This window comes from Streptomyces sp. NBC_00083, from assembly GCF_026343295.1.
Classification (GTDB): Bacteria; Actinomycetota; Actinomycetes; order Streptomycetales; family Streptomycetaceae; genus Streptomyces.
This window is the reverse complement of sequence record NZ_JAPELY010000002.1, coordinates 1,302,339-1,325,463: the sequence shown is the minus strand read 5'-3', so window position 1 is coordinate 1,325,463 and position 23,125 is coordinate 1,302,339. Positions and strand designations below refer to the sequence as shown.

General features: G+C 72.5%; 19 protein-coding genes. 3 read left to right on the top strand and 16 right to left on the bottom strand.

Annotated elements, in window-relative coordinates:
* Positions 1-103 precede the first annotated feature (103 nt).
* From truB to rimP, 7 genes are all read right to left on the bottom strand, one after another.
* Entirely contained in the window at positions 104-1,009 is a 906-nt protein-coding gene (truB, locus tag OOJ98_RS22380; protein ID WP_267056716.1) for a tRNA pseudouridine(55) synthase TruB, read from the bottom strand.
* Positions 1,006-1,449 carry a 30S ribosome-binding factor RbfA gene (gene rbfA, locus OOJ98_RS22375; RefSeq protein ID WP_267056715.1) on the bottom strand — a complete coding sequence of 148 codons (444 nt, stop codon included), beginning with the start codon at positions 1,447-1,449 and terminating at the stop codon, positions 1,006-1,008. The genes truB and rbfA overlap by 4 nt, the downstream gene beginning before the upstream one ends.
* Positions 1,450-1,482: 33 nt before the next feature.
* Entirely contained in the window at positions 1,483-1,776 is a 294-nt protein-coding gene (locus OOJ98_RS22370; RefSeq protein WP_267056714.1) for a DUF503 domain-containing protein, read from the bottom strand.
* Between the two features lie 154 nt (positions 1,777-1,930).
* On the bottom strand, positions 1,931-5,098 hold the full coding sequence (gene infB / locus OOJ98_RS22365; protein ID WP_267056713.1) for a translation initiation factor IF-2: 3,168 nt from the start codon (positions 5,096-5,098) through the stop codon (positions 1,931-1,933).
* A gap of 148 nt (positions 5,099-5,246) precedes the next feature.
* Positions 5,247-5,525, bottom strand: coding sequence for a YlxR family protein (locus tag OOJ98_RS22360; RefSeq protein WP_267056712.1), 279 nt, complete (start codon positions 5,523-5,525; stop codon positions 5,247-5,249).
* Positions 5,526-5,678: 153 nt separating this feature from the next.
* Positions 5,679-6,668, bottom strand: coding sequence for a transcription termination factor NusA (nusA, locus tag OOJ98_RS22355; protein ID WP_267056711.1), 990 nt, complete (start codon positions 6,666-6,668; stop codon positions 5,679-5,681).
* Between the two features lie 2 nt (positions 6,669-6,670).
* Positions 6,671-7,243 (bottom strand): ribosome maturation factor RimP, encoded by a 573-nt coding sequence (gene rimP, locus OOJ98_RS22350; protein ID WP_267056710.1) that lies wholly within the window; start codon positions 7,241-7,243, stop codon positions 6,671-6,673.
* Positions 7,244-7,438: 195 nt separating this feature from the next.
* Between rimP and OOJ98_RS22345 the strand changes: the two genes are divergently transcribed.
* Genes OOJ98_RS22345 through OOJ98_RS22335 form a run of 3 tightly spaced genes read left to right on the top strand, consistent with a single transcriptional unit; the run spans position 7,439 to position 9,369 of the window.
* Entirely contained in the window at positions 7,439-7,978 is a 540-nt protein-coding gene (locus OOJ98_RS22345) for a hypothetical protein (protein ID WP_267056709.1), read from the top strand.
* Positions 7,978-8,424 carry a ferritin-like domain-containing protein gene (locus OOJ98_RS22340; protein WP_267056708.1) on the top strand — a complete coding sequence of 149 codons (447 nt, stop codon included), beginning with the start codon at positions 7,978-7,980 and terminating at the stop codon, positions 8,422-8,424. The genes OOJ98_RS22345 and OOJ98_RS22340 overlap by 1 nt, the downstream gene beginning before the upstream one ends.
* A 39-nt stretch (positions 8,425-8,463) precedes the next feature.
* On the top strand, positions 8,464-9,369 hold the full coding sequence (locus OOJ98_RS22335) for an aminoglycoside phosphotransferase family protein (RefSeq protein WP_267056707.1): 906 nt from the start codon (positions 8,464-8,466) through the stop codon (positions 9,367-9,369).
* A gap of 281 nt (positions 9,370-9,650) precedes the next feature.
* Here the strand turns inward: OOJ98_RS22335 and OOJ98_RS22330 are convergent, their stop codons facing one another.
* From OOJ98_RS22330 to OOJ98_RS22290, 9 genes are all read right to left on the bottom strand, one after another.
* Positions 9,651-11,351, bottom strand: a complete 1,701-nt coding sequence (locus tag OOJ98_RS22330; protein ID WP_267056706.1) for a proline--tRNA ligase — start codon at positions 11,349-11,351, stop codon at positions 9,651-9,653.
* 73 nt (positions 11,352-11,424) lie between these two features.
* Positions 11,425-11,982 (bottom strand): GNAT family N-acetyltransferase, encoded by a 558-nt coding sequence (locus OOJ98_RS22325; RefSeq protein ID WP_267056705.1) that lies wholly within the window; start codon positions 11,980-11,982, stop codon positions 11,425-11,427.
* Between the two features lie 29 nt (positions 11,983-12,011).
* Positions 12,012-12,857 carry a GNAT family N-acetyltransferase gene (locus tag OOJ98_RS22320; protein WP_267056704.1) on the bottom strand — a complete coding sequence of 282 codons (846 nt, stop codon included), beginning with the start codon at positions 12,855-12,857 and terminating at the stop codon, positions 12,012-12,014.
* A gap of 429 nt (positions 12,858-13,286) precedes the next feature.
* Positions 13,287-14,444 (bottom strand): flavodoxin-dependent (E)-4-hydroxy-3-methylbut-2-enyl-diphosphate synthase, encoded by a 1,158-nt coding sequence (gene ispG / locus OOJ98_RS22315; RefSeq protein ID WP_267056703.1) that lies wholly within the window; start codon positions 14,442-14,444, stop codon positions 13,287-13,289.
* 162 nt (positions 14,445-14,606) lie between these two features.
* A complete protein-coding gene (locus tag OOJ98_RS22310; RefSeq protein WP_267056702.1) occupies positions 14,607-15,908 on the bottom strand; it encodes an RIP metalloprotease in 1,302 nt (433 codons plus the stop codon).
* Positions 15,905-17,155: a 1-deoxy-D-xylulose-5-phosphate reductoisomerase gene (dxr, locus tag OOJ98_RS22305; protein WP_267056701.1), complete on the bottom strand. Its 1,251-nt coding sequence runs from the start codon at positions 17,153-17,155 to the stop codon at positions 15,905-15,907. Before dxr ends, OOJ98_RS22310 begins: the two co-directional genes overlap by 4 nt.
* A 151-nt stretch (positions 17,156-17,306) precedes the next feature.
* Positions 17,307-19,232, bottom strand: coding sequence for an acyl-CoA dehydrogenase family protein (locus OOJ98_RS22300; RefSeq protein WP_267056700.1), 1,926 nt, complete (start codon positions 19,230-19,232; stop codon positions 17,307-17,309).
* 193 nt (positions 19,233-19,425) lie between these two features.
* Positions 19,426-20,871, bottom strand: a complete 1,446-nt coding sequence (locus tag OOJ98_RS22295; protein ID WP_267056699.1) for an aldehyde dehydrogenase family protein — start codon at positions 20,869-20,871, stop codon at positions 19,426-19,428.
* 668 nt (positions 20,872-21,539) lie between these two features.
* Complete coding sequence (locus tag OOJ98_RS22290; protein ID WP_267056698.1) at positions 21,540-23,087, bottom strand: PucR family transcriptional regulator; 1,548 nt, start codon at positions 23,085-23,087, stop codon at positions 21,540-21,542.
* Positions 23,088-23,125: the final 38 nt, after the last annotated feature.

Below are 23,125 nucleotides of genomic sequence, written 5' to 3'. Positions count from 1 at the left end.
TCGAAGGGGTGAATCCCCCAGGTCCGGCGGATGGACCCCGGACGAGCGGAATTATGGCGCGGACCGGCCGCCTGCCGCACACGGCGAACGGCCGGTCGCCGGCTCAGCCGAAGACGGCGAGGCTCTTGGCCTTGCCCTTCTGGTTCTCGACCAGCGCGAGGAACGCGCCCCCGGGCCCGAACACACCGACCGGCTTGCCGGCCTCGTACTCGTCGGGCATGTCCAGGCGCACGCCGTTGAGCAGCAGCCCGCCGCGGCGCTGGTCCACGTCCCAGCGCGCGAACGCGGCGGACGCGGCCTCGGCGACCGGCATCACGGTGAGGGACTCCTGGAGCTGGTCCAGGGTGCGGGCGGCGTCGATGCCGTAGGGGCCGACGCGGGTGCGGCGCAGCGCGGTGAGGTGGCCGCCCACGCCGAGGGAGGCCCCGAGGTCGCGGGCGAGCGCGCGGATGTAGGTGCCCGAGGAACACACGACCGAGACGACGAGGTCGAGCACGGGGGTGCCGTCCTCGGCGACGGCCTCGCGGACGTCGTAGACGCGGAAGGAGGAGACGGTCACCGGGCGGGCCGGGATCTCGAACTCCTCGCCGCCCCGCACCCGCGCGTACGACCGCTTGCCGTCGATCTTGATGGCGGAGACCTTCGACGGCACCTGCATGATCGCCCCGGACAGCTCGGCGACCCCCGCGTCGATGCCCTCGCGGGTCACCTTCGAGGCGTCGGTGGACGAGGTGATCTCGCCCTCTGCGTCGTCGGTGACGGTGTCCTGACCGAGCCGGATCGTACCGAGGTACTCCTTCTCGGTCAGGGCGAGGTGGCCGAGGAGCTTGGTGGCCCGCTCGACGCCGAGGACGAGCACACCGGTCGCCATCGGGTCGAGGGTGCCCGCGTGGCCGACGCGGCGGGTCTTGGCGATGCCGCGCATCTTGGCCACGACGTCGTGCGAAGTGAAGCCCGACGGCTTGTCGACAATGACAAGGCCGTCGGGCGTCTTTGCTGCGGTGCTCATTCGGTGGCGTCGTCCTCGTCGCCGGGCTTCTTGTACGGGTCGGCGTCACCGGCGAACTGGGCGCCCGAGGACACCTCGCGCACCGCAGCGTCGGAGGCCCGCGCCTTGTCGAGGAGGTCCTCGATGGTCTTGGCGTTCTCGGGGAGCGCGTCCGCGATGAACGTCAGGGTGGGCGTGAACTTGGTGCCGGCCGCGGAGCCGACCGCCGAGCGCAGGACGCCCTTGGCGCTCTCCAGGCCGGCCGCCGCGGCGGCCCGCTCCTCGTCGTCCCCGTACACCGTGTAGAAGACCGTGGCCTCCCGCAGGTCGCCGGTGACCCGGGTGTCCGTGATGGTGACGTGCGTTCCGAGGCGCGGGTCCTTGACGCCACGCAGCAGCTTCTCGGCCACCACCTCTCGGATGAGGTCCGCCAGCTTCTTCGCCCGCGCGTTGTCGGCCACTGGTCCTTCTCCTTCTCAAGCCTTGCTCAGTGTTCAGTCTTCGTCGCCGTGGAGCCTGCGTCTCACCGAGAGCAGCTCCACCTCGGGCCGGCCGGCCACAAGCCGCTCGCACCGGTCGAGTACCTCTGTCAGGTGCCCGGTGTCCCCGGACACCACCGCCAGGCCGATCTCGGCCCTGCGGTGCAGGTCCTGGTCGCCCACCTCCGCCACGCTCACCGCGTACTTGCGCTGGAGCTCGGCCACGATCGGCCGGACGACGGAGCGTTTCTCCTTCAACGACCGTACGTCGCCGAGGAGCAGATCGAAGGACAGTGTCCCCACATACATGGATGTCCGGATGTCCCGCCGGTACGGGTTAGAGGACCCCGCCAAAGCCTTGGCGGAGACATCAGAACCGTACCGGAACGGCCGGGGCCGATCGACGGAAATAATCTTCCCGCCGATCGGCCCCGACTGCTGAGGTACGGGTCAGCTACGCGGACTAGCCGCGCGGCTTCTCGCGCATCTCGTACGTCGCGATGACGTCGTCGATCTTGATGTCGTTGAAGTTGCCGAGGTTGATACCGCCCTCGAACCCTTCGCGGATCTCGGTGACGTCGTCCTTGAAGCGACGGAGGCCGGAGATGTTGAGGCTCTCCGCGATGACCTTGCCGTCGCGCAGCAGGCGCGCCTTGGTGTTGCGCTTGACCTCGCCCGACCGGACCAGGACACCGGCGATGTTGCCCAGCTTGGACGAGCGGAAGACCTCGCGGATCTCCGCCGTGCCGAGCTCGACCTCTTCGTACTCCGGCTTGAGCATGCCCTTGAGGGCCGCTTCGATCTCTTCGATCGCCTGGTAGATGACCGAGTAGTACCGGACGTCGACGCCTTCGCGGTCCGCCATCTGGGCCGCGCGGCCCGCAGCGCGGACGTTGAAGCCGATGACGATCGCGTCGGAGCCGGTCGCCAGGTTGATGTCGGACTCGGTGACCGCACCCACACCGCGGTGCAGGACACGGATGTCGACCTCGTCGCCGACGTCGAGCTGGAGCAGCGAGGACTCGAGGGCCTCCACCGAACCGGACGCGTCGCCCTTGATGATGAGGTTGAGTTCCTGCACCAGACCGGCCTTGAGGGCCTCGTCCAGGTTCTCCAGGGAGAACCGCACACCCTTGCGGGCGAAGCGGACGTTGCGCTCACGGGCGGCACGCTTCTCGGCGATCTGACGGGCCGTACGGTCCTCGTCGACGACCAGGAAGTTGTCGCCGGCGCCCGGGACGTTGGTGAGACCGAGGACGAGGACCGGGGTCGAGGGACCCGCCTCTTCCACGTTCTCGCCCTTGTCGTCGAGCATGGCGCGCACACGGCCGTAGGCGTCGCCCACGACCATCGTGTCGCCGACCCGCAGGGTGCCGCGCTGGACCAGGACGGTCGCGACGGCGCCGCGGCCCTTGTCCAGGTGGGACTCGATCGCGATGCCCTGCGCGTCCTGCTCCGGGTTGGCCCGCAGGTCGAGCGAGGCGTCGGCGGTGAGGACGACGGCCTCCAGGAGGGACTCGATGTTGAGGCCCTGCTTGGCGGAGATGTCGACGAACATCGTGTCGCCGCCGTACTCCTCGGCCACGAGACCGAACTCGGTGAGCTGACCGCGCACCTTGGTCGGGTCCGCGCCCTCGACGTCGATCTTGTTGACCGCGACCACGATCGGCACGTCGGCCGCCTTGGCGTGGTTCAGCGCCTCGATCGTCTGGGGCATCACACCGTCGTTCGCCGCCACCACGAGGATCGCGATGTCGGTGGACTTGGCACCACGGGCACGCATGGCGGTGAACGCCTCGTGACCCGGGGTGTCGATGAAGGTGATCCTGCGGTCCTCGCCGTTGACCTCGGTGGCGACCTGGTACGCACCGATGTGCTGCGTGATGCCGCCGGCCTCGCCCGCGATGACGTTCGTCTTGCGGATCGCGTCCAGAAGGCGGGTCTTACCGTGGTCGACGTGACCCATGACGGTCACGACCGGCGGACGCGCGACGAGAGACTCCTCGCCGCCCTCGTCCTCGCCGAACTCGATGTCGAAGGACTCGAGCAGCTCGCGGTCCTCCTCCTCGGGGCTGACGATCTCGAGGATGAAGTTCATCTCGTCCGCGAGCAGCTTCAGCGTCTCGTCCGAGACGGACTGCGTGGCGGTGACCATCTCGCCGAGGTTCATCATCACGCCGACGAGCGACGCCGGGTTGGCGCCGATCTTCTCGGCGAAGTCGGTCAGCGAGGCACCGCGCGACAGACGGACGGACTGTCCGTTGCCGCGGGGCAGCATGACGCCGCCCACCGACGGGGCCTGCATGGCCTCGTACTCCTGGCGCCTCTGACGCTTCGACTTGCGACCACGACGGGCGGGCCCGCCGGGACGGCCGAAGGCACCCTGCGTGCCGCCACGGCCACCCGGGCCACCGGGACGGCCCTGGAATCCGGGACGACCGCCGAAGCCGCCGCCACCACCGGGAGCGCCGCCACCCGGACGGGGGCCGCCGAAGCCGCCACCGCCACCGGGACGACCGCCGCCACCGGGACCGGCCGGACGGCCGGCGAAGCCGCCGCCGCCACCACCGGGACGACCGGCGCCGCCACCCGGACGACCACCGGGGCCACCGGGACCACGGCCACCGGGGCCGCCACCGGGACGCGGGGACGCGGCCGGACGCTGCGGCATCATGCCGGGGTTGGGACGGTTACCGCCCGGGGCACCGCCAGTCCCTCCGGGACCGGGGCGCGCGCCGCCCTGCGGACGGGGCATGCCGCCGGGGCTCGGACGGCCTGCGCCCTGACCCTGCGGACGCGGAGCGCCGCCGGGGCCGCCCTGCGGACGCGGGGCGCCACCGGGGGCACCGGCGCCGCCGGGACGGGGTGCGCCGCCGCCGGGACGGGGCGCCTGCGGGCGCGCCATTCCGGTGGAGCCACCCGAGGTGAAGGGGTTGTTGCCGGGACGCGGACCGGCCGGACGGGCACCGCCCGGACGGGGTGCGCCCTGACCCGCGGGGCGGGCCGGACGGTCGCCGCCACGGCCACCGTCGCGCTGGCCGCCCTCGCGCTGGCCACCGTCACGCTGACCGCCGGCCGGAGCCGGACGGGACGCGGCGGGACGCGGGCCGGGGGTGGCGCCTGCGGGACGCGGGGCCTGGGAGGGCGCCGCGGGCTGGGCCGGAGCCGGAGCCGAGAACTCGGCGGCGGGCACCGGGGTGACCGGGGCCGGCTTGGCCGGGGCGGGCTTCGGACCCGGGCGGGGGCCCGATCCGGCCGGAGCCGGAGAAGCCGGAGATGAGGGGGTGCTGCTCGCCGGGGCGGCCGGCGTGACCGGCGCGGCCGGGGCCGCAGGCGCGGCGGGGGCCGGCTTGGGGGCCGGGGCGCCGGGCTTGGGGGCAGCGGGACGTGCCGCGGCGGGCGCCGCGGGCTTGGCAGGCGCGGCCTTGCGGGGCGCGCCGGGCTTCGCAGCGGACTTGCCGGCGTTGCCGCCGGGCCCCTGCAGTGCGTCAGTCAACTTGCGTACAACCGGCGCCTCGATCGTCGAGGACGCCGAACGGACGAATTCACCGAGTTCTTGGAGCTTGGCCATGACGACCTTGCTCTCCACCCCGAACTCCTTGGCGAGTTCGTATACCCGGACCTTAGCCACTTCGCTCCTTTTAGGTCCGGGTTACCGCCGGACCGTCGCTACTTCATGGGCGTACTCATCGCGTACTCATCGAGTGCTCATCGCAATCTCGACCTACTTCCAACTCGCGAGGTACCTGACCGCACGGGATTCCGTGCCGTACTTCTTCTTACGTTGCTGCCTGCTCGACATAGTTCCGCACATCCGCGGTGTCGAGCGCTTCCTTGGCCTTGAAGGCCCTGGAGAACGCCCGGCGGCGGACCGCCTGGTCGAGACAGACCGAGGCGGGGTGGACGTACGCACCCCGGCCGGGCAGCGTACCGCGTGGATCAGGGGCGCAAGCACCCTCGATCGCCACGATGCGCAGCAGATCGCTCTTGGCCGCTCGCTCCCGGCAACCCACGCAGGTTCGCTCAGGGCAGGCGCGGGCATGCGTCCGGCCAGACACGTTTAAGTCTACCTCCCCGTAGCGACCTCACCCCGTGGGGGCAAAAATCGAACGGTTGTTGTCCAGAAAGCTTCACCCTGCCCCGTCGAACCGGGGCAGGGCCACTTCTTATTCCCGCCGGGCCGGGCCGACCGGCCCCGCCACGCGGTCCGCTCAGCCTTCGTCCGGCTGCTCGGTGTCCGGGCGGATGTCGATGCGCCAGCCGGTCAGCCGCGCGGCGAGGCGGGCGTTCTGGCCCTCCTTGCCGATCGCGAGCGAGAGCTGGTAGTCCGGCACGGTCACCCGGGCGGAGCGGGCCCCGAGGTCCACGATCTCCACCTTGGAGACCCGGGCCGGGGACAGCGCGTGGGCCACCATCTCGGCCGGGTCGTCCGACCAGTCCACGATGTCGATCTTCTCACCGTGAAGTTCGGCCATCACATTGCGGACACGGCCGCCCATCGGGCCGATGCAGGCGCCCTTGGCGTTGAGGCCGCTGCGCGTGGCACGCACCGCGATCTTCGTGCGGTGACCGGCCTCGCGGGCGATCGCGGAGATCTCCACCGAACCGTCGGCGATCTCCGGGACCTCCAGGGCGAAGAGCTTCTTGACGAGGTTCGGGTGGGTGCGCGACAGCGTCACGGACGGGCCGCGCACGCCCTTCGCCACCCGGACGACGTACGTGCGAAGGCGCAGCCCGTGCGTGTACTCCTCGCCCGGCACCTGCTCCTGCACCGGCAGCATGGCCTCCATCTTGCCGATGTCGACCAGGACGTTCTTGGGGTCCTTGCCCTGCTGGACGACGCCGGTGATGACGTCGCCCTCACGGCCGGCGAACTCGCCGAAGGTGATGTCGTCCTCGGCGTCGCGCAGCCGCTGCAGGATGACCTGCTTGGCGGTGCTCGCCGCGATCCGGCCGAAGTCGGAGGGGGTGTCGTCGAACTCCTTGGCCTCCTGACCCTCTTCGAGGTCGGCCGGGTCTTCCTTCGCCCACACCGTGACATGACCGTTCTCACGGTCGAGCTTCACGCGCGCACGCCGGAAGCTGCCCTCGGTGCGGTGGTAGGCGATGAGGAGCGCCGACTCGATCGCCTCGACCAGCAGGTCGAAGGAGATCTCCTTCTCCCGGACCAGACCCCGCAGGGCACTCATGTCGATGTCCACGGCTACGCCTCCTCTTCGTTGTCGTTGTCGCTGTGACGGTCGATGTCACTGTCGTCAGAGATGTCGTTCTCGCTGTCTGCCGTGATCTCGTTCTTCGCTTCCTTGCGGTTGAACTCGATCTCGACCCGCGCCTTGTCGATCTCGGCGAAGCCGATCCGGCGGGCGGTGGGCTTGCGCCCCTTCACACCCGGGATCTCGGCGTCGATGCCGTCGTCGTCGGCCTTGAGGATCCGCGCGACCAGCTCGTCGCCGCTGTGCAGCTGGAGCCGCGCGAGGCGCCCGGTGGCCCGCTGGTAGTGGCGGAGTTCGCTGAGGGGGCGCTCGGCGCCGGGAGACGTCACTTCGAGGACGTACTCCTCCTCGCCCATGGCGTCGCTCTCGTCGAGCAGTTCGGAGACGGCCCGGCTCACTTCGGCACAGGCGTCGAGCTCCACGCCCTCGTCGGAGTCGACCACGATCCGCAGTACGCGCCGGCGGCCGGCCCGGGTCACCTCGATCTCTTCGAGGTCCAGATCCTTCGCGCTGACGAGCGGTTCAAGGAGACCGCGCAGCCTGTCGCTCTGGGTCGTGCTCATCCGGGTGACTCCTCGGCCGCGTCTGCTGTTGTGGTGGGTCGTCGTCGCGCACGGTGGCCGCCCTCGGACCGCCGCCGTCAGATCAAAGGGTATCCGGTCCGGAAGGGTGTTGCCGTCCACGGCCCCGGGCCCGCGGGTACGCTCGCCTGCGGTGATCACTCGGTCACCGGCGGACCGGCACGCGAGGAGTGACACGTGGGGCATCCGGGGACCACACGACGGCGTGTGCTGGCCGTGACGGGCGCGACGGCGGCAGGACTCCTGACCGGCTGCTCGCAGGAGCCGGCCGGCCGCGGCGGCACGGGGGCCCGCGAGGCGGCGCTCCGCGCGGAGACGGCGCTGCGCGCCAGGACCTCGGCCGCGAGCCGGGCGCTCGTCGCGCAGTACGACGCGGTCCTCGCGATGCACCCGGCGCTGCGGCCCCGGCTCGCGCCGCTGCGCGACCAGGCCGCCCAGCACGTCACGGCGCTCGCGGCGGCGCCGGCCCCCGCCGCCTCCCCCACCACGGCGCCCCCCTCCCCGGCCGCCCCGGCCGCCTCGGCCGCACCGGCCGCGGTGTCGACGGTGCCCTCCGACGCCGACGAGGCGGTCAAGGAGCTCGCGGACGCCGAACGCCGCACCTCCGACGCCCAGTTGACGGCACTGGCCACCGCGCCGCCGGAGCTCGCGCGGCTGCTCGCCTCGGTGTCGGCGTCCGGCGCCGCCCACGCCTATCTCCTCACCGGGGGTGCCTGATGGCCGAGCCCCTGGACGCGGCGCAGGCCGCGCTGGCCGCCGAACACGCGGCGGTGTACGGGTACGGTGCGCTCGGCGGGCGGCTCTCCGGCGCCCGCGCCACCGAGGCACACGAGGCCGCCACCGCGCACCGCTCCCGCCGCGACGCGCTGGCCCGTACGGTGCGTGACCTCGGCGGATCACCGGTGGCCTCGGCCGCCGCGTACGCCCTGCCGTTCGCCGTGCCCGACGCGGCGTCCGCGCTGCGGCTCGCCGCAGACCTGGAGGACCGGGTCGGCGGCGTCTACGCCGACCTCGTGCGCTCCGCCGAGGGGGCGCTGCGCCGGGACGCGGCGGCCGCGCTGCGGGAGGCCGCGGTGCGGGCCGTGCGCTGGCGGGGCGGGAGCGTAGCCTTTCCTGGGCTCGCGGAGCGCCCGAGTGCGCCGGTCCCGCCGGCCAGTACCTGAGTTCCACCGGCCAGTACCTGAGCAAGGGGCAATACACGTATGGGTTTCGAACCGCCTGAGCGGCTGGTGCGCGCGCTCGGCGAGACGTACGGCGACGAGCTGGCCGGGCCCTGGCTCGGCAGGCTGCCGCAGCTGGCGGCGGACGCGGCCGCGCGGCGCGGGCTCGCCGTCGACCGGGTGCAGGCTCCCGGCGGGCGCTCCAGCCTGGTCGCCCTCGTACGCCGGCCGGACGGTGCCCCCGCCGCCCTCAAGGTCGCCCCCGCCTTCGCCCGTCCCGACCTGGAGCGGGCGGCCCTCGCGCACTGGAACGGCTGGGGCGCGGCGCAGCTGCTGGAGGACGGCGGCGAGGGCGACGACGGCGCGCTGCTCGTGGAGCGGCTGCACCCGGAGGTGTCGCTGCGCTCGCTGCCCGAGGCGAAGGCGCTCCTGGAGGCGGCCGGTACGGTACGCCGGCTGTGGGTCGAGCCTCCCGGCGGTCACGCCTTCGAGACGGTGGCCGAGCGCACCGAGCGCCAGAGCGTGCCGATGCGGGCGCCGCAGGACCCCGAACTGGCCGCGCTGGTCGGGGCGGCACTGTCCGCGCGGGACGAACTGGTCGTGTCGGCGGGCGAGTCGCTGCTGCTGCACGGCAACTTCCGCCAGAGCAAGGTGCTTTCGGGCGAGCGGGCGCCGTGGCTGACGGTGGGGCCGGAGCCGCTGGTGGGTGAGCGGGCCTACGATCTGGCGCGGCTGGTACGGGACCGGGTGGAGGACCTGATCGCGGCGCCGAGCGGGGCGTCCGCGGCGCGCCGCCGGGTCAACAAACTGGCGGACTCGCTGGACGTGGACCCGGCGCGGCTGCACGGGTGGACGTTGTTCCGCGCGGTGGAGTCGGGCTTGCGGGCGCGGGTGGCCGGGCGCGACCAGGACGCGGAACTCCTCCTGGAATTCGCCACGTGGCTCTGACGCCGGTCACCGCCGAGTAGCTGAGGGGCGCGGGGAACTGCGCGACCAGCCCCGCACGACCCGCAGACAAAAGCAGGGTTGCCGGGGGCTCCGCCCCAGACCCCATCCGCGCCATGAAGGGCCCTCGTCCTCAAACGCCGGACGGGCTGAGGTCGCCGATGCTGCCCGGCATCGAGTACCTCAGGGGCGCGGGGAACTGCGCGAGAAGCGAGCACGATCCGCACTCGAAAGCGGGGCCGCCCTGCCAAGGGCGGGCGGCCCGGGGCGCGGTGACGGCGCCGTCAGGCGGTGAGGCGGGCGATCGCCTCGGCCAGCGGCAGCTCCTCGCGCTCCCCCGTGCGGCGGTCCTTCAGCTCGAAGACACCCTCCGCGACGCGGCGCCCGGCGACCAGGATCTGCGGCACGCCGATCAGCTCGGCGTCGGTGAACTTCACGCCGGGCGAGACACCGGCCCGGTCGTCGACCAGCACCCGCAGCCCCGCCGCGCGCAGCTGCTCCGCCGCGTCGAGCGCCGCCTCGATCTGCGCCGCCTTGCCCGCCGCGACGACGTGCACGTCGGCCGGGGCGATCTCGGCGGGCCAGCACAGCCCCTTGTCGTCCGCCGTCTGCTCGGCGAGCGCCGCCACCGCGCGGGAGACGCCGATGCCGTACGAGCCCATCGTGACCCGCACCGGCTTGCCCTCCTTGCCGAGGACGTCGAGCTGGAAGGTGTCGGCGTACTTGCGGCCCAGCTGGAAGATGTGGCCGATCTCGATCGCGCGGTCGAGGGTGAGCCCGGCGCCGCAGGACGGGCAGGGGTCGCCCTCCTCGACCACGACGACGTCGAGGTGGTCGTCGACCTCGAAGTCGCGGCCGCACACCACGTTGCGCACGTGCGTGTCCGCCTTGTTCGCCCCGGTGATCCACGCCGTGCCGGGCGCGACGCGCGGGTCGGCGATGTAGCGGACCTTCTCCAGGCCCTGCGGGCCGACGTAGCCGCGTACGAGGTCGGGGCGGTCCTCGAAGTCCTCGGCCGTCACGAGCTCCACGACGGCCGGCGCGAGGTGCTCGCCGAGCTTGCCGAGGTCCACCTCGCGGTCGCCGGGCACGCCCACGGCGACGATCTCGCCGTCGACCTTGACCAGGAGGTTCTTCAGGGTGGCGGAGGCCGGGACGCCGAGGTGCGCGGCGAGGGACTCGATGGTGGGGGTGTCGGGGGTGGCCAGCTCCTCGACGGGGCCGTGCGCGGAGCCGTCGACGGGCGCGGCCACGAAGGTCACGGCCTCGGTGTTCGCCGCGTAGTCGCACGCCGGGCAGTCCACGAAGGTGTCCTCGCCCGCGGCGGCCGGGGCCAGGAACTCCTCGGAGGCCGAGCCGCCCATCGCGCCCGAGACCGCGGAGACGATGCGGTAGTCGAGCCCGAGCCGCGCGAAGATCTTCTGGTAGGCGGCGCGGTGCAGGGCGTACGACTCGGCGAGACCCTCGTCGGTGGTGTCGAAGGAGTACGAGTCCTTCATCTGGAACTCGCGGCCGCGCAGCACCCCGGAGCGGGGGCGGGCCTCGTCGCGGTACTTGGTCTGGATCTGGTAGAGCATCACCGGCAGGTCCTTGTAGGACGTGCACTGGTCCTTGACCGTCTGGGTGAAGACCTCTTCGTGGGTCGGGCCGAGCAGGTACTCGCCGCCCTTGCGGTCCTTGAGGCGGAACAGCAGGTCGCCGTACTCCTCCCAGCGCCCGCTCGCCTCGTACGCGTCCTTGGGCAGCAGCGCCGGCAGCAGGACCTCCTGGGCGCCGATGGCGTCCATCTCCTCGCGTACGACGGTGGAGATGTTGTCGAGCACCTTCTTGCCGAGGGGCAGCCACGTCCAGATGCCGGCCGCGTTGCGGCGCACGTACCCGGCGCGGACGAGGAGCTTGTGGCTGAGCGTCTCGGCGTCCGCCGGGTCGTCGCGCAATGTCTTGGCCATCAGACGGGACATGCGCTGAACCTGGGCGGCTGCCATGGATTTCTCTCCTGTACGTGCACGGGGTGATGCCTGGAGGTTAGCCGGGCGGCCCGAGTGCGCGGAAATCCGTTTACCTCGTGGGCTCCCTGCGCAGCAGCGGAAGGGGCGCGCCCATCACGGCGTACGGCCGTGCCGCGCTCGGGAACTGGACCCGGCAGGCGAGGTCGACGTAGCCGAGGGCGCGGTACAGCGCGCGGGCGGGGCTCTCCGTGTCGATCGCGGAGAGGATCGAGCGGGGCTCGGTGGCGGTGCCGGTGATGGTGGTGATGAGCCCCCGGCCCAGGCCCCGGCCCTGGAAGCCGGGGTGGACGTGCAGCTCGGTGATGACGAACGCGTCGTCGAGCCAGCCGTCGGCGGCGTTGTTGCGCAGGTAGGGCTCGACGACGGTGGACCACCAGTGGGTGCGGTCGTTGGGCATCCCGTACACGAAGCCCACCAGGCGCCCGTCGGACGTGGTCGCACCGAACGCCCTGGCTCCCGGGTAGGTGAGGTGCCGCAACACGATGTGGCGGCGTACCGCGACCTCGTCGGCGCCCAGGCCGAAGGCGACGGCCTGCACGGCGAGCGCCTCGTCCACGCGGGCCGCGAGGTCGAGGGGGCCGACGGTCACGTCAGAGTCAGGAGCCATGGGCGCACCCTAACCTCAGAACAGCGGGCTCAGAACAGCACGCTCATGAACGCCCCGGTCTCACGGAAACCGACCCGTCGGTAGCAGGCGCGGGCGGGGGCGTTGAAGTCGTTCACGTAGAGGCTGACGACCGGGGCGACGTCCGCGAGGGCGTACCGCAGGACGGCCGCCATGCCGGTGGCGGAGAAGCCCTTGCCGCGGTGTTCGGGGGCGACCCACACGCCCTGGATCTGGCAGGCCTGGTTGGTGGCGGCGCCGATCTCGGCCTTGAAGACGACCTTGCCGTCCTCGATACGGGCGAACGAGCGCCCCGAGCCGACGAGTTCGGCGACGCGGGCCTGGTAGAGCAGGCCGCCGTCGCCGGCGAGCGGGGAGACGCCGACCTCCTCGGTGAACATGGCGACACAGGCCGGCATGATCACGTCCATCTCGTCCTTGCGGATGCGGCGGACGTAGGGGTCGGGCGCGATGGAGTCGGGCATCCGCTCGGCGACCATGAGCGGCTGGTTCGGGCGTACGTCGCGGGCGGGGCCCCAGTGCGGTTCGAGCAGCCGCCACAGCTCGGCGGTGGGCTCGGCGGGGCCGACGATCGAGGAGCAGCGGCGGCCGGTGCGGCGGGCGCGGTCGGCGAAGGAACGTACCGCCTCGGGGGTGGCGCAGATCGGTACGAGGTTGGCTCCGGAGTAGCACAGCGAGCGGAGCCTGCCGTCGGCGTACCAGCCCCACATCTCGCCGCCGAGCCGCCAGGGGTCGAGGCCGGCGATCTGCACGCGGGACGTCACGAAGGCGTTGGCGACCGGGTCGCTCTCCAGGATGGCGAGCGCCGCGCCGAGGTCGCCGGGTTCGAGGACCCGGGTGGTGGTCTGCGTCAACACGAGGGGGCCTCACGGTACGGTCTGCTGATCTCCGCACTGTACCCGCCGACACAACCCCCACGCCCCGGGGCTCCGCCCCCTCGACCCCGGGCCCCATGGAGCGAGTGCCCTACGGGGGCGCGGGGAACTGCGCGAGAAGCGACCACGATCCGCAGACGAAACCGGGGTCGCCTGAGATGAGCATGCCGCCCAGGCCGACCCCGCTAGGGGCGCGGGGAACTGCGCGAGACGCGAGCACGGTCCGCAGCCGAAGGCGGGGTGTCCTGGGGCTCCGCCCCAGACCCCAATCGCGCCCGAAAGGCGCTCGTCCCCAAACGCCGGACAGGCTGAGGCGGCCCGCATGGGCCGGGGCCGCGCAGCCGGGCGGGCGGAGGTGGCCCGCATGGGCGGGCGGCCCCGGGGAGGGGGCCCCGCCCCGGGGGACCGGGGTCAGCCCGCTACGGAGACCTGGGGCTCGCCGGAGGCGATGCCGTCCTTCTCCATCTGCTCCGCGATCTTCATCGCCTCATCGATCAGCGTCTCCACGATCTTCGACTCCGGCACCGTCTTGATGACCTCGCCCTTGACGAAGATCTGACCCTTGCCGTTGCCCGAGGCGACGCCGAGGTCCGCCTCGCGGGCCTCGCCGGGGCCGTTCACGACGCAGCCCATGACGGCGACCCGCAGCGGGACCTCCATGCCCTCAAGGCCCGCCGTGACCTCCTCAGCCAGCTTGTACACGTCGACCTGGGCGCGCCCGCAGGACGGGCAGGAGACGATCTCCAGGCGGCGCTGGCGCAGGTTGAGCGACTCCAGGATCTGGATGCCGACCTTGATCTCCTCCGCCGGCGGGGCGGAGAGCGAGACGCGGATGGTGTCACCGATGCCCTCGGCGAGCAGCGCGCCGAACGCCACGGCCGACTTGATCGTGCCCTGGAACGCCGGGCCCGCCTCGGTCACACCGAGGTGGAGCGGGTAGTCGCACTGCGCGGCGAGCTGCCGGTAGGCGTTGACCATGACGACCGGGTCGTTGTGCTTGACCGAGATCTTGATGTCGCGGAAGCCGTGCTCCTCGAAGAGGGACGCCTCCCACAGCGCCGACTGGACCAGCGCCTCGGGCGTCGCCTTGCCGTACTTCTTCAGCAGGCGCGCGTCGAGCGAACCGGCGTTGACGCCGATGCGGATCGGGGTGCCCGCGTCCTTCGCCGCGAGGGCGATCTCGCGGACCTTGTCGTCGAACTGCTTGATGTTGCCGGGGTTCACGCGCACCGCGGCGCACCCGGCGTCGATCGCCGCGAAGACGTACTTCGGCTGGAAGTGGATGTCGGCGATCACCGGGATCTGCGACTTCCGGGCGATCGTGGCCAGCGCGTCCGCGTCGTCCTGCGTGGGGCAGGCCACGCGCACGATCTGGCAACCGGACGCCGTCAGCTCGGCGATCTGCTGCAGCGTCGCACCGATGTCGGACGTACGCGTGGTGGTCATCGACTGGACCGAGACCGGCGCGTCCCCGCCGACCGCCACCGAGCCGACCTGGATCTGACGGCTCTTGCGACGCACGGCGAGCCTGGTCGGCACGTCCGGCATTCCCAGTGAAATCGCAGTCATCTGCTGTGCAACCCCAAGGTGTGGATCAAGGTCCCGAGATCGGCGGGCTCCAGCCTTCGAGGTTACGTCACCCGGAGGGCCCCGGGTGCACGGTGCCCCCGGAGTTCACGCGAAGGGGCGGCCCGGGACCGTCGTCGGCCCGGACCGCCCCTCGCCGTCGGGTCAGGTGAGTTTCACCGGATTCACCACGTCCGCCACCAGGACCAGCAGCGTGAAGCAGATGAAGATCCCCGCCACCACGTACGCCACCGGCATCAGCTTCGCCACGTCGAACGCGCCCGGGTCGGGGCGCTTGAGGACCCGCGCCACGGTGCGGCGCAGCGACTCCCACAGGGCGCCGGCGATGTGGCCGCCGTCCAGGGGCAGCAGCGGCAGCATGTTGAAGAGGAACAGCGACAGGTTGAAGCCCCCGAGCAGGAACAGGAACGTCGCGATGATGTTCTGCGTCGGGGCGTGGAGGTTGAGCACCTCGCCGCTGAGGCGGGCCGCGCCGACCACGCCGACCGGGGAGTCGGCCTTGCGCTCGCCGCCGTCGAAGGCCGCGTTCCACAGGTCGGGGATCTTGCCGGGCAGCGCGACGATGGAGTGCACGCCGTTCTCCACCATGTCGCCCATGCGGTTGACGGACTCGCCGAAGGTGAGGGGCTTGATCTCCGACTTGGGCGAGAAGCCGAGGTAGCCGGCCGGCACGTACTGGTCGGGGACGGCCTGCCCGTCGGCGTCCTTCTTCACCACCATGTTCTTGGCGAGCGTGGCGTGCAGGGTGACCTGCTGTCCCGCGCGTTCCACGGTGACGGTGGCCGGGCCGATGGTCTCGCGGATGCGGTCGGAGAGGTCGGACCAGTCCTTCACGGGGGTGCCGTCGAACGCGACGATCTTGTCGCCGACCTTCAGACCGGCGGCCTCGGCGGGCGACACCTTGTCGCCCGCCTTGCAGGTGGTGCGGTTCTCGTTCCCCGCGATCACGCACTTCTGGACGCCGGCGACCTGGGTGGTCTCGGCGGCCATGCCGAAGCCCATGAGCACGCTGAGGAAGATCGCGACGGCGAGGATCAGGTTCATGAACGGGCCGGCGAACATCACGATGACGCGCTTCCAGGGCTTGCGCGTGTAGAAGAGCCGGTCCTCGTCGCCGGGCTGGAGCTCCTCGAAGGCCGCCGCCCGCGCGTCCTCGACCATGCCGCGGAACGGCGAGGTGGACCGCGCCTCGATGCGGCCGTCGGCGCCGGGCGGGAACATGCCGATCATGCGGATGTAGCCGCCGGCCGGGACCGCCTTGATGCCGTACTCCGTGTCGCCCTTCTTGCGCGACCAGATGGTGGGGCCGAAGCCGACCATGTACTGGGGCACGCGGATGCCGAAGAGCTTGGCCGTGGAGAGGTGGCCGAGCTCGTGCCAGGCGATGGAGATGAGCAGCCCGACGGCGAAGAGCACTATGCCGAGGACCGTCAACAGGATCGTCATGCGCGTGCCTCCGCTGTCGCCTTCACCGCGAGTTCGCGGGCCCGGGTGCGTGCCCAGGTCTCCGCTTCCAGGACGTCCGAGACCGTGAGGGAAGTTCCCGCCCGCGGCGTTCCGTGTTCCGTGACGACCTCCGTCACCGTCTCCATGATCCCGTTGAACGGGAGCCGCCCGGCGAGGAACGCGTCCACGCACTCCTCGTTCGCGGCATTGAACACCGCCGGAGCCGTCCCGCCCAGCTCCCCCACGTGCCGGGCGAGTCCCACCGAGGGGAAGGCCTCGGGGTCGAGCGGGTAGAACTCCCAGGTCGAGGCCTTGGTCCAGTCGAAGGCCGGGGCCGCGTCGGGCACCCGCTGGGGCCAGCCGAGCCCGATCGCGATGGGGCCCCGCATGTCGGGCGGGGTGGCCTGGGCGAGCGTGGACCCGTCGGTGAACTCCACCATCGAGTGGACGTAGGACTGGGGGTGGACGACGACCTCGATGCGCGAGAACGGGATGTCGTAGAGCAGGTGGGCCTCGATCACTTCGAGGCCCTTGTTGACGAGGGTCGCCGAGTTGACGGTGATGACGGGGCCCATCGCCCAGGTGGGGTGGGCGAGCGCGTCGGCGGGGGTGACGTCGGCGAGTTCGTCCTTGGTACGGCCGCGGAAGGGCCCGCCGGACGCGGTGACGACGAGCTTGCGCACGTCGGAGCGCTTGCCGGCGGCCAGGGCCTGGAAGAGCGCGGCGTGCTCGGAGTCGACGGGGATGATCTGGCCGGGTCCGGCGAGCGCCTTGACGAGCGGGCCGCCGACGATCAGCGACTCCTTGTTGGCGAGCGCGAGGGTGCGGCCGGCCGAGAGCGCCGCGAGCGTCGGGGCGAGCCCGATGGAGCCGGTGATTCCGTTGAGGACGGTGTGGCAGGGCGACGCGGCGAGTTCGGTGGCCGCGTCGGGCCCGGCCAGGATCTCGGGGAGCGGCTCGCCGCCGTACTGCGCCGCCAGCGCCTCGCGCAGCGCGGGCACGGTGTCCTCGCGCGCCACCGCGACGGTGCGGACCGAGAGCCGCCGGGCCTGCTCGGCCAGGAGCCCGACCCGGCCGCCGGCCGCGGAGAGCGCGGTCACACGGAAGCGGTCGGGGTTGCGCAGGACCAGGTCGATGGCCTGGGTTCCGATGGACCCGGTGGATCCGAGGACGACCACATCGCGTCGGCCTTCGGCCGGATCGAAGGCGATGTGGGGGTCGGCGAGGGGGGCTGGGCTGTCGCTCATGCCCCCATTGTTGCCGCATCGGCTGTGCGTCCGGACAGCGCTCCTGTCAATAAGACCGGGATGAGTGCGCGGGGTGCGCCCGCGCGGGGCCCGGCGGGGGCGGGGCGCCGGGGCGGAACGAGCCGCTCCGGCGCCCCGGCCGCGTACCGGATCAGCGGATGGGGCGGTGGACGTTGTCCCGTCGGGCCGGTCCCGGGGTGGCGTCCGCGATCCAGGGGCCTTCGCCCGAGGGGTCGATGACGCCCTGCTCCAGCCAGGTGTACGCGCCGGCCAGGACCTCGTCGACGACCTTGCGGTCGAGGTCGTCGGTGTTGCTCCACAGCCGGGTGAAGAGCTCCTCGACACGGATGCGGGACTGGCGGCAGAAGGTGTCGGCCAGCTGAACGGCCTCGCGGCCGTTGCCGCCGGTGGCCCGCAGGTGCTCGGCCCGTACGCAGGCCGCGCTCATCGCGAACAGCTCGGCGCCGATGTCGACGATCCGGCCGAGGAAGCCCTGCTTGGTCTCCATCCGGCCCTGCCAGCGGGACATCGCGTAGAACGTGGAGCGCGCCAGTTTGCGGGCGGCGCGCTCGGCGTAGCGCAGATGCTGGGCCAGTGGCCCGAACTCGCTGTACGCGTTGGGCAGTTGACCCGGTCCCGCGACCAGCTTGGGGAGCCACTTGGCGTAGAAGCCGGCCGCGTTGGCGCCCGCCTTCGCCTTGTCCTGGAGCGTCTTGTCGGGGTCGATGAGGTCGCCGGCCACCGACAGATGGGCGTCGACCGCCTCGCGGGCGATCAGCAGGTGCATGATCTCGGTGGAGCCCTCGAAGATCCGGTTGATGCGCATGTCGCGGAGCATCTGCTCGGCGGGGACGGGCCGCTCGCCGCGCGCTTCGAGGGAGTCGGCGGTCTCGAAGCCGCGGCCGCCGCGGATCTGGACCAGCTCGTCCGTCATGAGCCAGCCCATCTCGGAGCCGTACAGCTTGGCGAGGGCGGCCTCGATCCGGATGTCGTTGCGGTCCTCGTCGGCCATCTGCGCCGAGAGGTCCGTCATGGCTTCCAGGGCGAAGGTGGTCGCGGCGATGAAGGAGATCTTCGCTCCGACCGCCTCGTGCCGGGCGACGGGGCGGCCCCACTGTTCGCGTACGCCCGCCCATTCGCGGGCGATCTTCAGACACCACTTGCCGCTGCCGACGCACATCGCGGGCAGCGAGAGCCGGCCGGTGTTGAGGGTGGTCAGGGCGATCTTGAGACCGGAGCCCTCGGGGCCGATCCGGTTGGCGGCGGGGACGCGTACCTGGTGGAAGCGGGTGACGCCGTTCTCGATGCCGCGCAGGCCCATGAACACATTGCGGTTCTCGACGGTGACGCCCGGCGAATCCGCCTCCACGACGAAGGCCGTGATGCCGCCCTTGTGGCCCTCGGACTTCGGCACCCGGGCCATCACGACGAGCAGGTCGGCGACGACCCCGTTGGTGGTCCACAGCTTCACGCCGTCCAGGACGTACGTGTCGTCGCCGTCCGGCACCGCGGCGGTGGCGAGCCGGGCCGGGTCGGAGCCCACGTCGGGCTCGGTGAGCAGGAAGGCGGAGATGTCGGTACGGGCGCACCGCGGCAGGAAGGTGTCCTTCTGCTCCTGGGTGCCGAACAGCTTCAGCGGCTGGGGCACGCCGATCGACTGGTGCGCGGAGAGCAGCGCGCCGATCGCGGGGCTCGCCGAACCGGCGAGCATCAGCGCCTTGTTGTAGTAGACCTGCGTCAGGCCCTGGCCGCCGTACTTGGTGTCGATCTTCATGCCGAGCGCGCCGAGCTCCTTGAGCCCGTTCACGACGTCGTCGGGGATCCGCGACTCGCGCTCGATGAGCCGGCCGTCGACGCGGGTCTCGCAGAAGTCGCGCAGCTTCGCGAGGAAGGCCTCGCCGCGCTCCACGTCGTCGGGGGCGGGCTGGGGATGCGGGTGGATCAGATCGAGGCGCAGCCGGCCGAGGAAGAGTTCCTTCGCGAAGCTGGGCTTGCGCCAGTCCTGCTCGCGTGCGGCCTCGGCGACCTGGCGCGCCTCGCGCTCGGAGACCTTGGGCGTGTGCTGTGGTGCGGTCATAGAGGGGTTCTCCTCGCCGCGGGCTGACGGGTGCGGGCGGCTGCCCGTTACCGGGTGGTGCTACCCGTCCGTATGTACCCGATTCCCGGGAGTTGGACCACCCCGGCGGCTGCGCGGGCGTACGACGGCGGCCGGAACCCCCGCACAGTGGGTTCCGGCCGCCGGTCTCGTGGCGCGCTGGGCTCGCGTCGTCCTAGAGGGCGAGGCCCGTCAGGACGAGGACGCGCTCGTAGGTGTAGTCGTCCATGGCGTAGCGGACGCCCTCGCGGCCGACGCCGGAGGCCTTGGCTCCGCCGTACGGCATCTGGTCGGCCCGGTAGGACGGCACGTCGCCGATGATCACGCCGCCGACCTCAAGGGCGCGGTGGGCGCGGAAGGCGGTCTGGACGTCGTGCGTGAACACGCCTGCCTGGAGGCCGTACTTGGAGGAGTTGACCGCGGCGAACGCCTCGGCCTCGCCGTCCACCTTCTGCACGGTCAGGACGGGTCCGAAGACCTCCTCGCAGGCGAGCGTGGTGGTGTCCGGGACCTCGGTGAGGACGGTCGGCGCGTAGGAGGCGCCGTCGCGCTTGCCGCCGGCGAGGAGCGTGGCTCCGGCCGCGACGGCCTCGTCGACCCACGACTCGACGCGCTTGGCGGCGTCCTCGCTGACCAGCGGGCCGACGTCGGTGGCGGAGTCGGACGGGTCGCCGGTGACCTGCGCCTCGACCGCGGCGACGACCTTCGGGAGCAGCCGGTCGTAGACGGCGGCGTCCGCGATGACGCGCTGGACGGAGATGCAGGACTGGCCGCCCTGGTAGTTGGAGAAGGTGGCGATGCGGGTCGCCGCCCAGTCCAGGTCCTCCTCGGAGGCCCAGTCGGCGAGGACGACGGCCGCGCCGTTGCCGCCGAGCTCCAGGGTGCAGTGCTTGCGCGGCACCGAGTCCATGATCGCGTAGCCGACCTTGTCGGAGCCGGTGAAGGAGATGACCGGGAGGCGGTCGTCCTGCACCAGGGCCGGCATCTTGTCGTTGGCGACCGGCAGGATGCTCCACGAGCCGGCGGGCAGCTCGGTCTCGGCGAGCAGCTCGCCGAGGATGAGGCCCGAGAGCGGGGTCGCGGGGGCGGGCTTCAGCACGATCGGGGCGCCCACCGCGATGGCCGGGGCGACCTTGTGGGCGCACAGGTTGAGCGGGAAGTTGAACGGCGCGATGCCGAGGACGACGCCCTTGGGGAAGCGGCGGGTCAGGGCGAGCCGGCCCACGCCGCCGCCGTCGGTGTCCAGGCGCTGGGCCTCGCCGCCGTTGAACCGGCGGGCCTCCTCCGCGGCGAAGCGGAACACCGACACCGCGCGGCCGACCTCGCCGCGGGCCCACTTGACCGGCTTGCCGTTCTCGGCGGAGATCAGCTGGGCGATCTCCTCGGTGCGCTCGGCCAGGCGCTTGGAGACGTGGTCGAGGGCGGCGGCGCGGACGTGTGCCGGGGTCGCCGCGAACTCCTCCACGACGGCGTGCGCGGCGGCCACGGCCTCCTCGACCTGGCTGTCGGTGGGCACACTGACGGAGGCGACGAGCCGGCCGTCCCAGGGCGAGGTGACATCGAAGCTGTCGTCGCCGGTGGCCTCGCGGCCGGCGAGCCAGAAGGCGTGGGTAGAAGTCATGCCCTCACCGTAGGCCGGGGGGCGGGAGTGCGGGTTTGTCCGGCATGGAGTGGTGGCGCCCCCGGCTACGCCGCTTTGGAGTTCCCCGCGCCCCTGGCGGGGCTGGCCTTGCCAGGGTGCCCAGCCGAGGCATCTTCAGCCTGCCCGGTCGCCCGCCCCCGGCCCGTGCGGGCCACCTCAGCCCATCCGCCGATTGAGAACGAGGTCTGCGGCAGAGCCCCAGCAACCCCGCCTTCTCCTGCGGACCGTGCCCGCGTCTCGCGCAGTTCCCCGCGCCCCCAGGTGGGCTGGCCTGGGCGGCATGCCCAGTGCAGGCCACCTCAGCCCGTCCGACAGCTCGACCCCGGCCCACGCGGGCCACCTCAGCCCGTCCGGCGTTTGAGGACGAGCGCCCTCAAGGCGCGAACCGGGGTCTGGGGCGGAGCCCCAGGCAACCCGCTTTCGCCTGCGGACCGTGCCCGCGTCCCGCGCAGTTCCCCGCGCCCCCAGGTGGGCCGGCCTGGGCGGCATGCCCAGTGCAGGCCACCTCAGCCGTCCGACTGCTCGACCCCGGCCCATCCCGGGCCACCTCAGCCCGTCCGGCGATTGAGGACGAGCGCCCTCCCGGCGCGACACGGGGTCTGGGGCGGAGCCCCAGTAACACCGGCTGCGGCTGTGGACCGGGCTCGCTACTCCGGGGAGGACGTCGCCTTCAGGGCCAGCCACAGCTCCATGCGGACGTCCGGGTCGTCGAGGGAGCGGCCCAGGATCTCCTCGACCCGCCGCATCCGGTAGCGCAGGGTGTGCCGGTGCACACCCAGGTCCGCGGCGGCCGCGTCCCACTGGCCGTGCCGGGAGAGCCAGGCCCGCAGCGAGGCCACCAGGTCGCCCCGGCCGGTCGCGTCGTGCTCGTACAGGGCGCGCAGCATCCCGTCCGCGAACGCCCGCACCGCGTCGTCCGCGAGGAGCGGCAGGACGGACCCGGCCACCAGGTCCTCGTGTTCGACGAGCGGCTTGCCCCGGCGCCGGGCGACCGACAGCGCCTGCTCGGCCTGTTTGTACGCGGAGGCCGCGGCGATCGGGCCGGCCGGCGCGGAGAGGCCGACGACGAGTTCCTCGCCCTCGGCGCTCTCGTGGGACAGACAGGCGGCGACGGCCTCGCCGCCGTCGGCGGCGAGCACGACGAGCCGCCCGGCCTCGGGCACCACGAGCAGCGTCTCGCCGCCGCGGGCGGCAGCCGACTCCATGGTCTCGGTCAGCGCGCCGAGCCCCGCGGCCTCGCCCTCGCTCGCGGGTTCGGCGATGACCAGCCGGAACGGCGCGTCCAGGAGCCCGCCGTACAGATCACCCGCGACGGCGCGGGCGTGGTCCTGCTGACCGGAGAGGAGCATCCGCAGCACTGCCGCGCCGAGCCGCTGCTCGGCGGCCTGGAGCGAGCGGGAGCGTTCGGTGGTGAGGGTGAGCAGGGCGACCGCGGAGTGCACCGCGTACCGCTCGGCGGTGCCGAGCGGCGCCCCCGTGCCGACGGCGAGCGCGCCGCGCACCCGGCGCCCGGTGCCGAGCGACTGGAGCTCGACGCGGTCGCCGGACGCCTCGTCGGTGCCGCCGACCACCGCACTGGCCGGGGCCGCCCGCTCGCGCAGCCGGGCCACGTCCTCGGTGAGCCGGGCGGCTCGGCGAGCGGCCCACTCGGGGGCGGCGGCCACCACGTCGCCGGAGGCGTCGTACAGCGCGGCCCAGCCGTCGACGTGGGCGGCGAGCTTGGCGACGAGGACCGCGGGGCCGTCGGCGAGCGCGGCCCGGGTCAGCTCGCGCTGCGCCTCGAATCCGGCGGTCACCGCGCGGTACTGCTCGGCCGAGATCGCCGCCGAGACCGCCTTGGAGATGGCGAGGAACGGGGTGCGCCGGGGCACCTCGAGCAGGGGCAGGCCCTCTTCCCTGGCCGCGTCGAGGAGCGCGTCCGGCACGGTGTCGTAGTTGACGCCGATCGCGAAGCCCAGCCCGACCACCCCGGCCCTGGCCAGGCGGCGCACATAGCGGCGCATCGCCTGGGGGTCGTCGGCGGCCAGCGTCATCGCGGTGGTGAGCAGCAGCTCGCCGCCCTCCATGTACGGGACGGGGTCGGCGAGTTCGCTGACGTGGGCCCAGCGCACCGGGCGGTCCAGGCGGTCCTCCCCCGCGCGCACGGTGAGCTTGAGCGCCGAGTGCTGGATGAGCGAGGCGAGCGTGGGCGGCATGGGGCGGGGTTACCTTCGGCAGTCGATTGCTACGTCCC

Coding starts and splice junctions, on each gene's coding strand:
- rimP (WP_267056710.1), bottom strand. CDS start 7,243: ATGAGCACGACCCAGAGCGACAGGCTGCGCGGTCTCCTTGAACCGCTC.
- OOJ98_RS22290 (WP_267056698.1), bottom strand. CDS start 23,087: ATGCCGCCCACGCTCGCCTCGCTCATCCAGCACTCGGCGCTCAAGCTC.
- ispG (WP_267056703.1), bottom strand. CDS start 14,444: ATGACTGCGATTTCACTGGGAATGCCGGACGTGCCGACCAGGCTCGCC.
- truB (WP_267056716.1), bottom strand. CDS start 1,009: ATGAGCACCGCAGCAAAGACGCCCGACGGCCTTGTCATTGTCGACAAG.
- OOJ98_RS22335 (WP_267056707.1), top strand. CDS start 8,464: ATGGGTTTCGAACCGCCTGAGCGGCTGGTGCGCGCGCTCGGCGAGACG.
- OOJ98_RS22330 (WP_267056706.1), bottom strand. CDS start 11,351: ATGGCAGCCGCCCAGGTTCAGCGCATGTCCCGTCTGATGGCCAAGACA.
- OOJ98_RS22325 (WP_267056705.1), bottom strand. CDS start 11,982: ATGGCTCCTGACTCTGACGTGACCGTCGGCCCCCTCGACCTCGCGGCC.
- dxr (WP_267056701.1), bottom strand. CDS start 17,155: ATGAGCGACAGCCCAGCCCCCCTCGCCGACCCCCACATCGCCTTCGAT.
- OOJ98_RS22295 (WP_267056699.1), bottom strand. CDS start 20,871: ATGACTTCTACCCACGCCTTCTGGCTCGCCGGCCGCGAGGCCACCGGC.
- OOJ98_RS22300 (WP_267056700.1), bottom strand. CDS start 19,232: ATGACCGCACCACAGCACACGCCCAAGGTCTCCGAGCGCGAGGCGCGC.
- OOJ98_RS22340 (WP_267056708.1), top strand. CDS start 7,978: ATGGCCGAGCCCCTGGACGCGGCGCAGGCCGCGCTGGCCGCCGAACAC.
- OOJ98_RS22310 (WP_267056702.1), bottom strand. CDS start 15,908: ATGACGATCCTGTTGACGGTCCTCGGCATAGTGCTCTTCGCCGTCGGG.
- OOJ98_RS22370 (WP_267056714.1), bottom strand. CDS start 1,776: ATGTATGTGGGGACACTGTCCTTCGATCTGCTCCTCGGCGACGTACGG.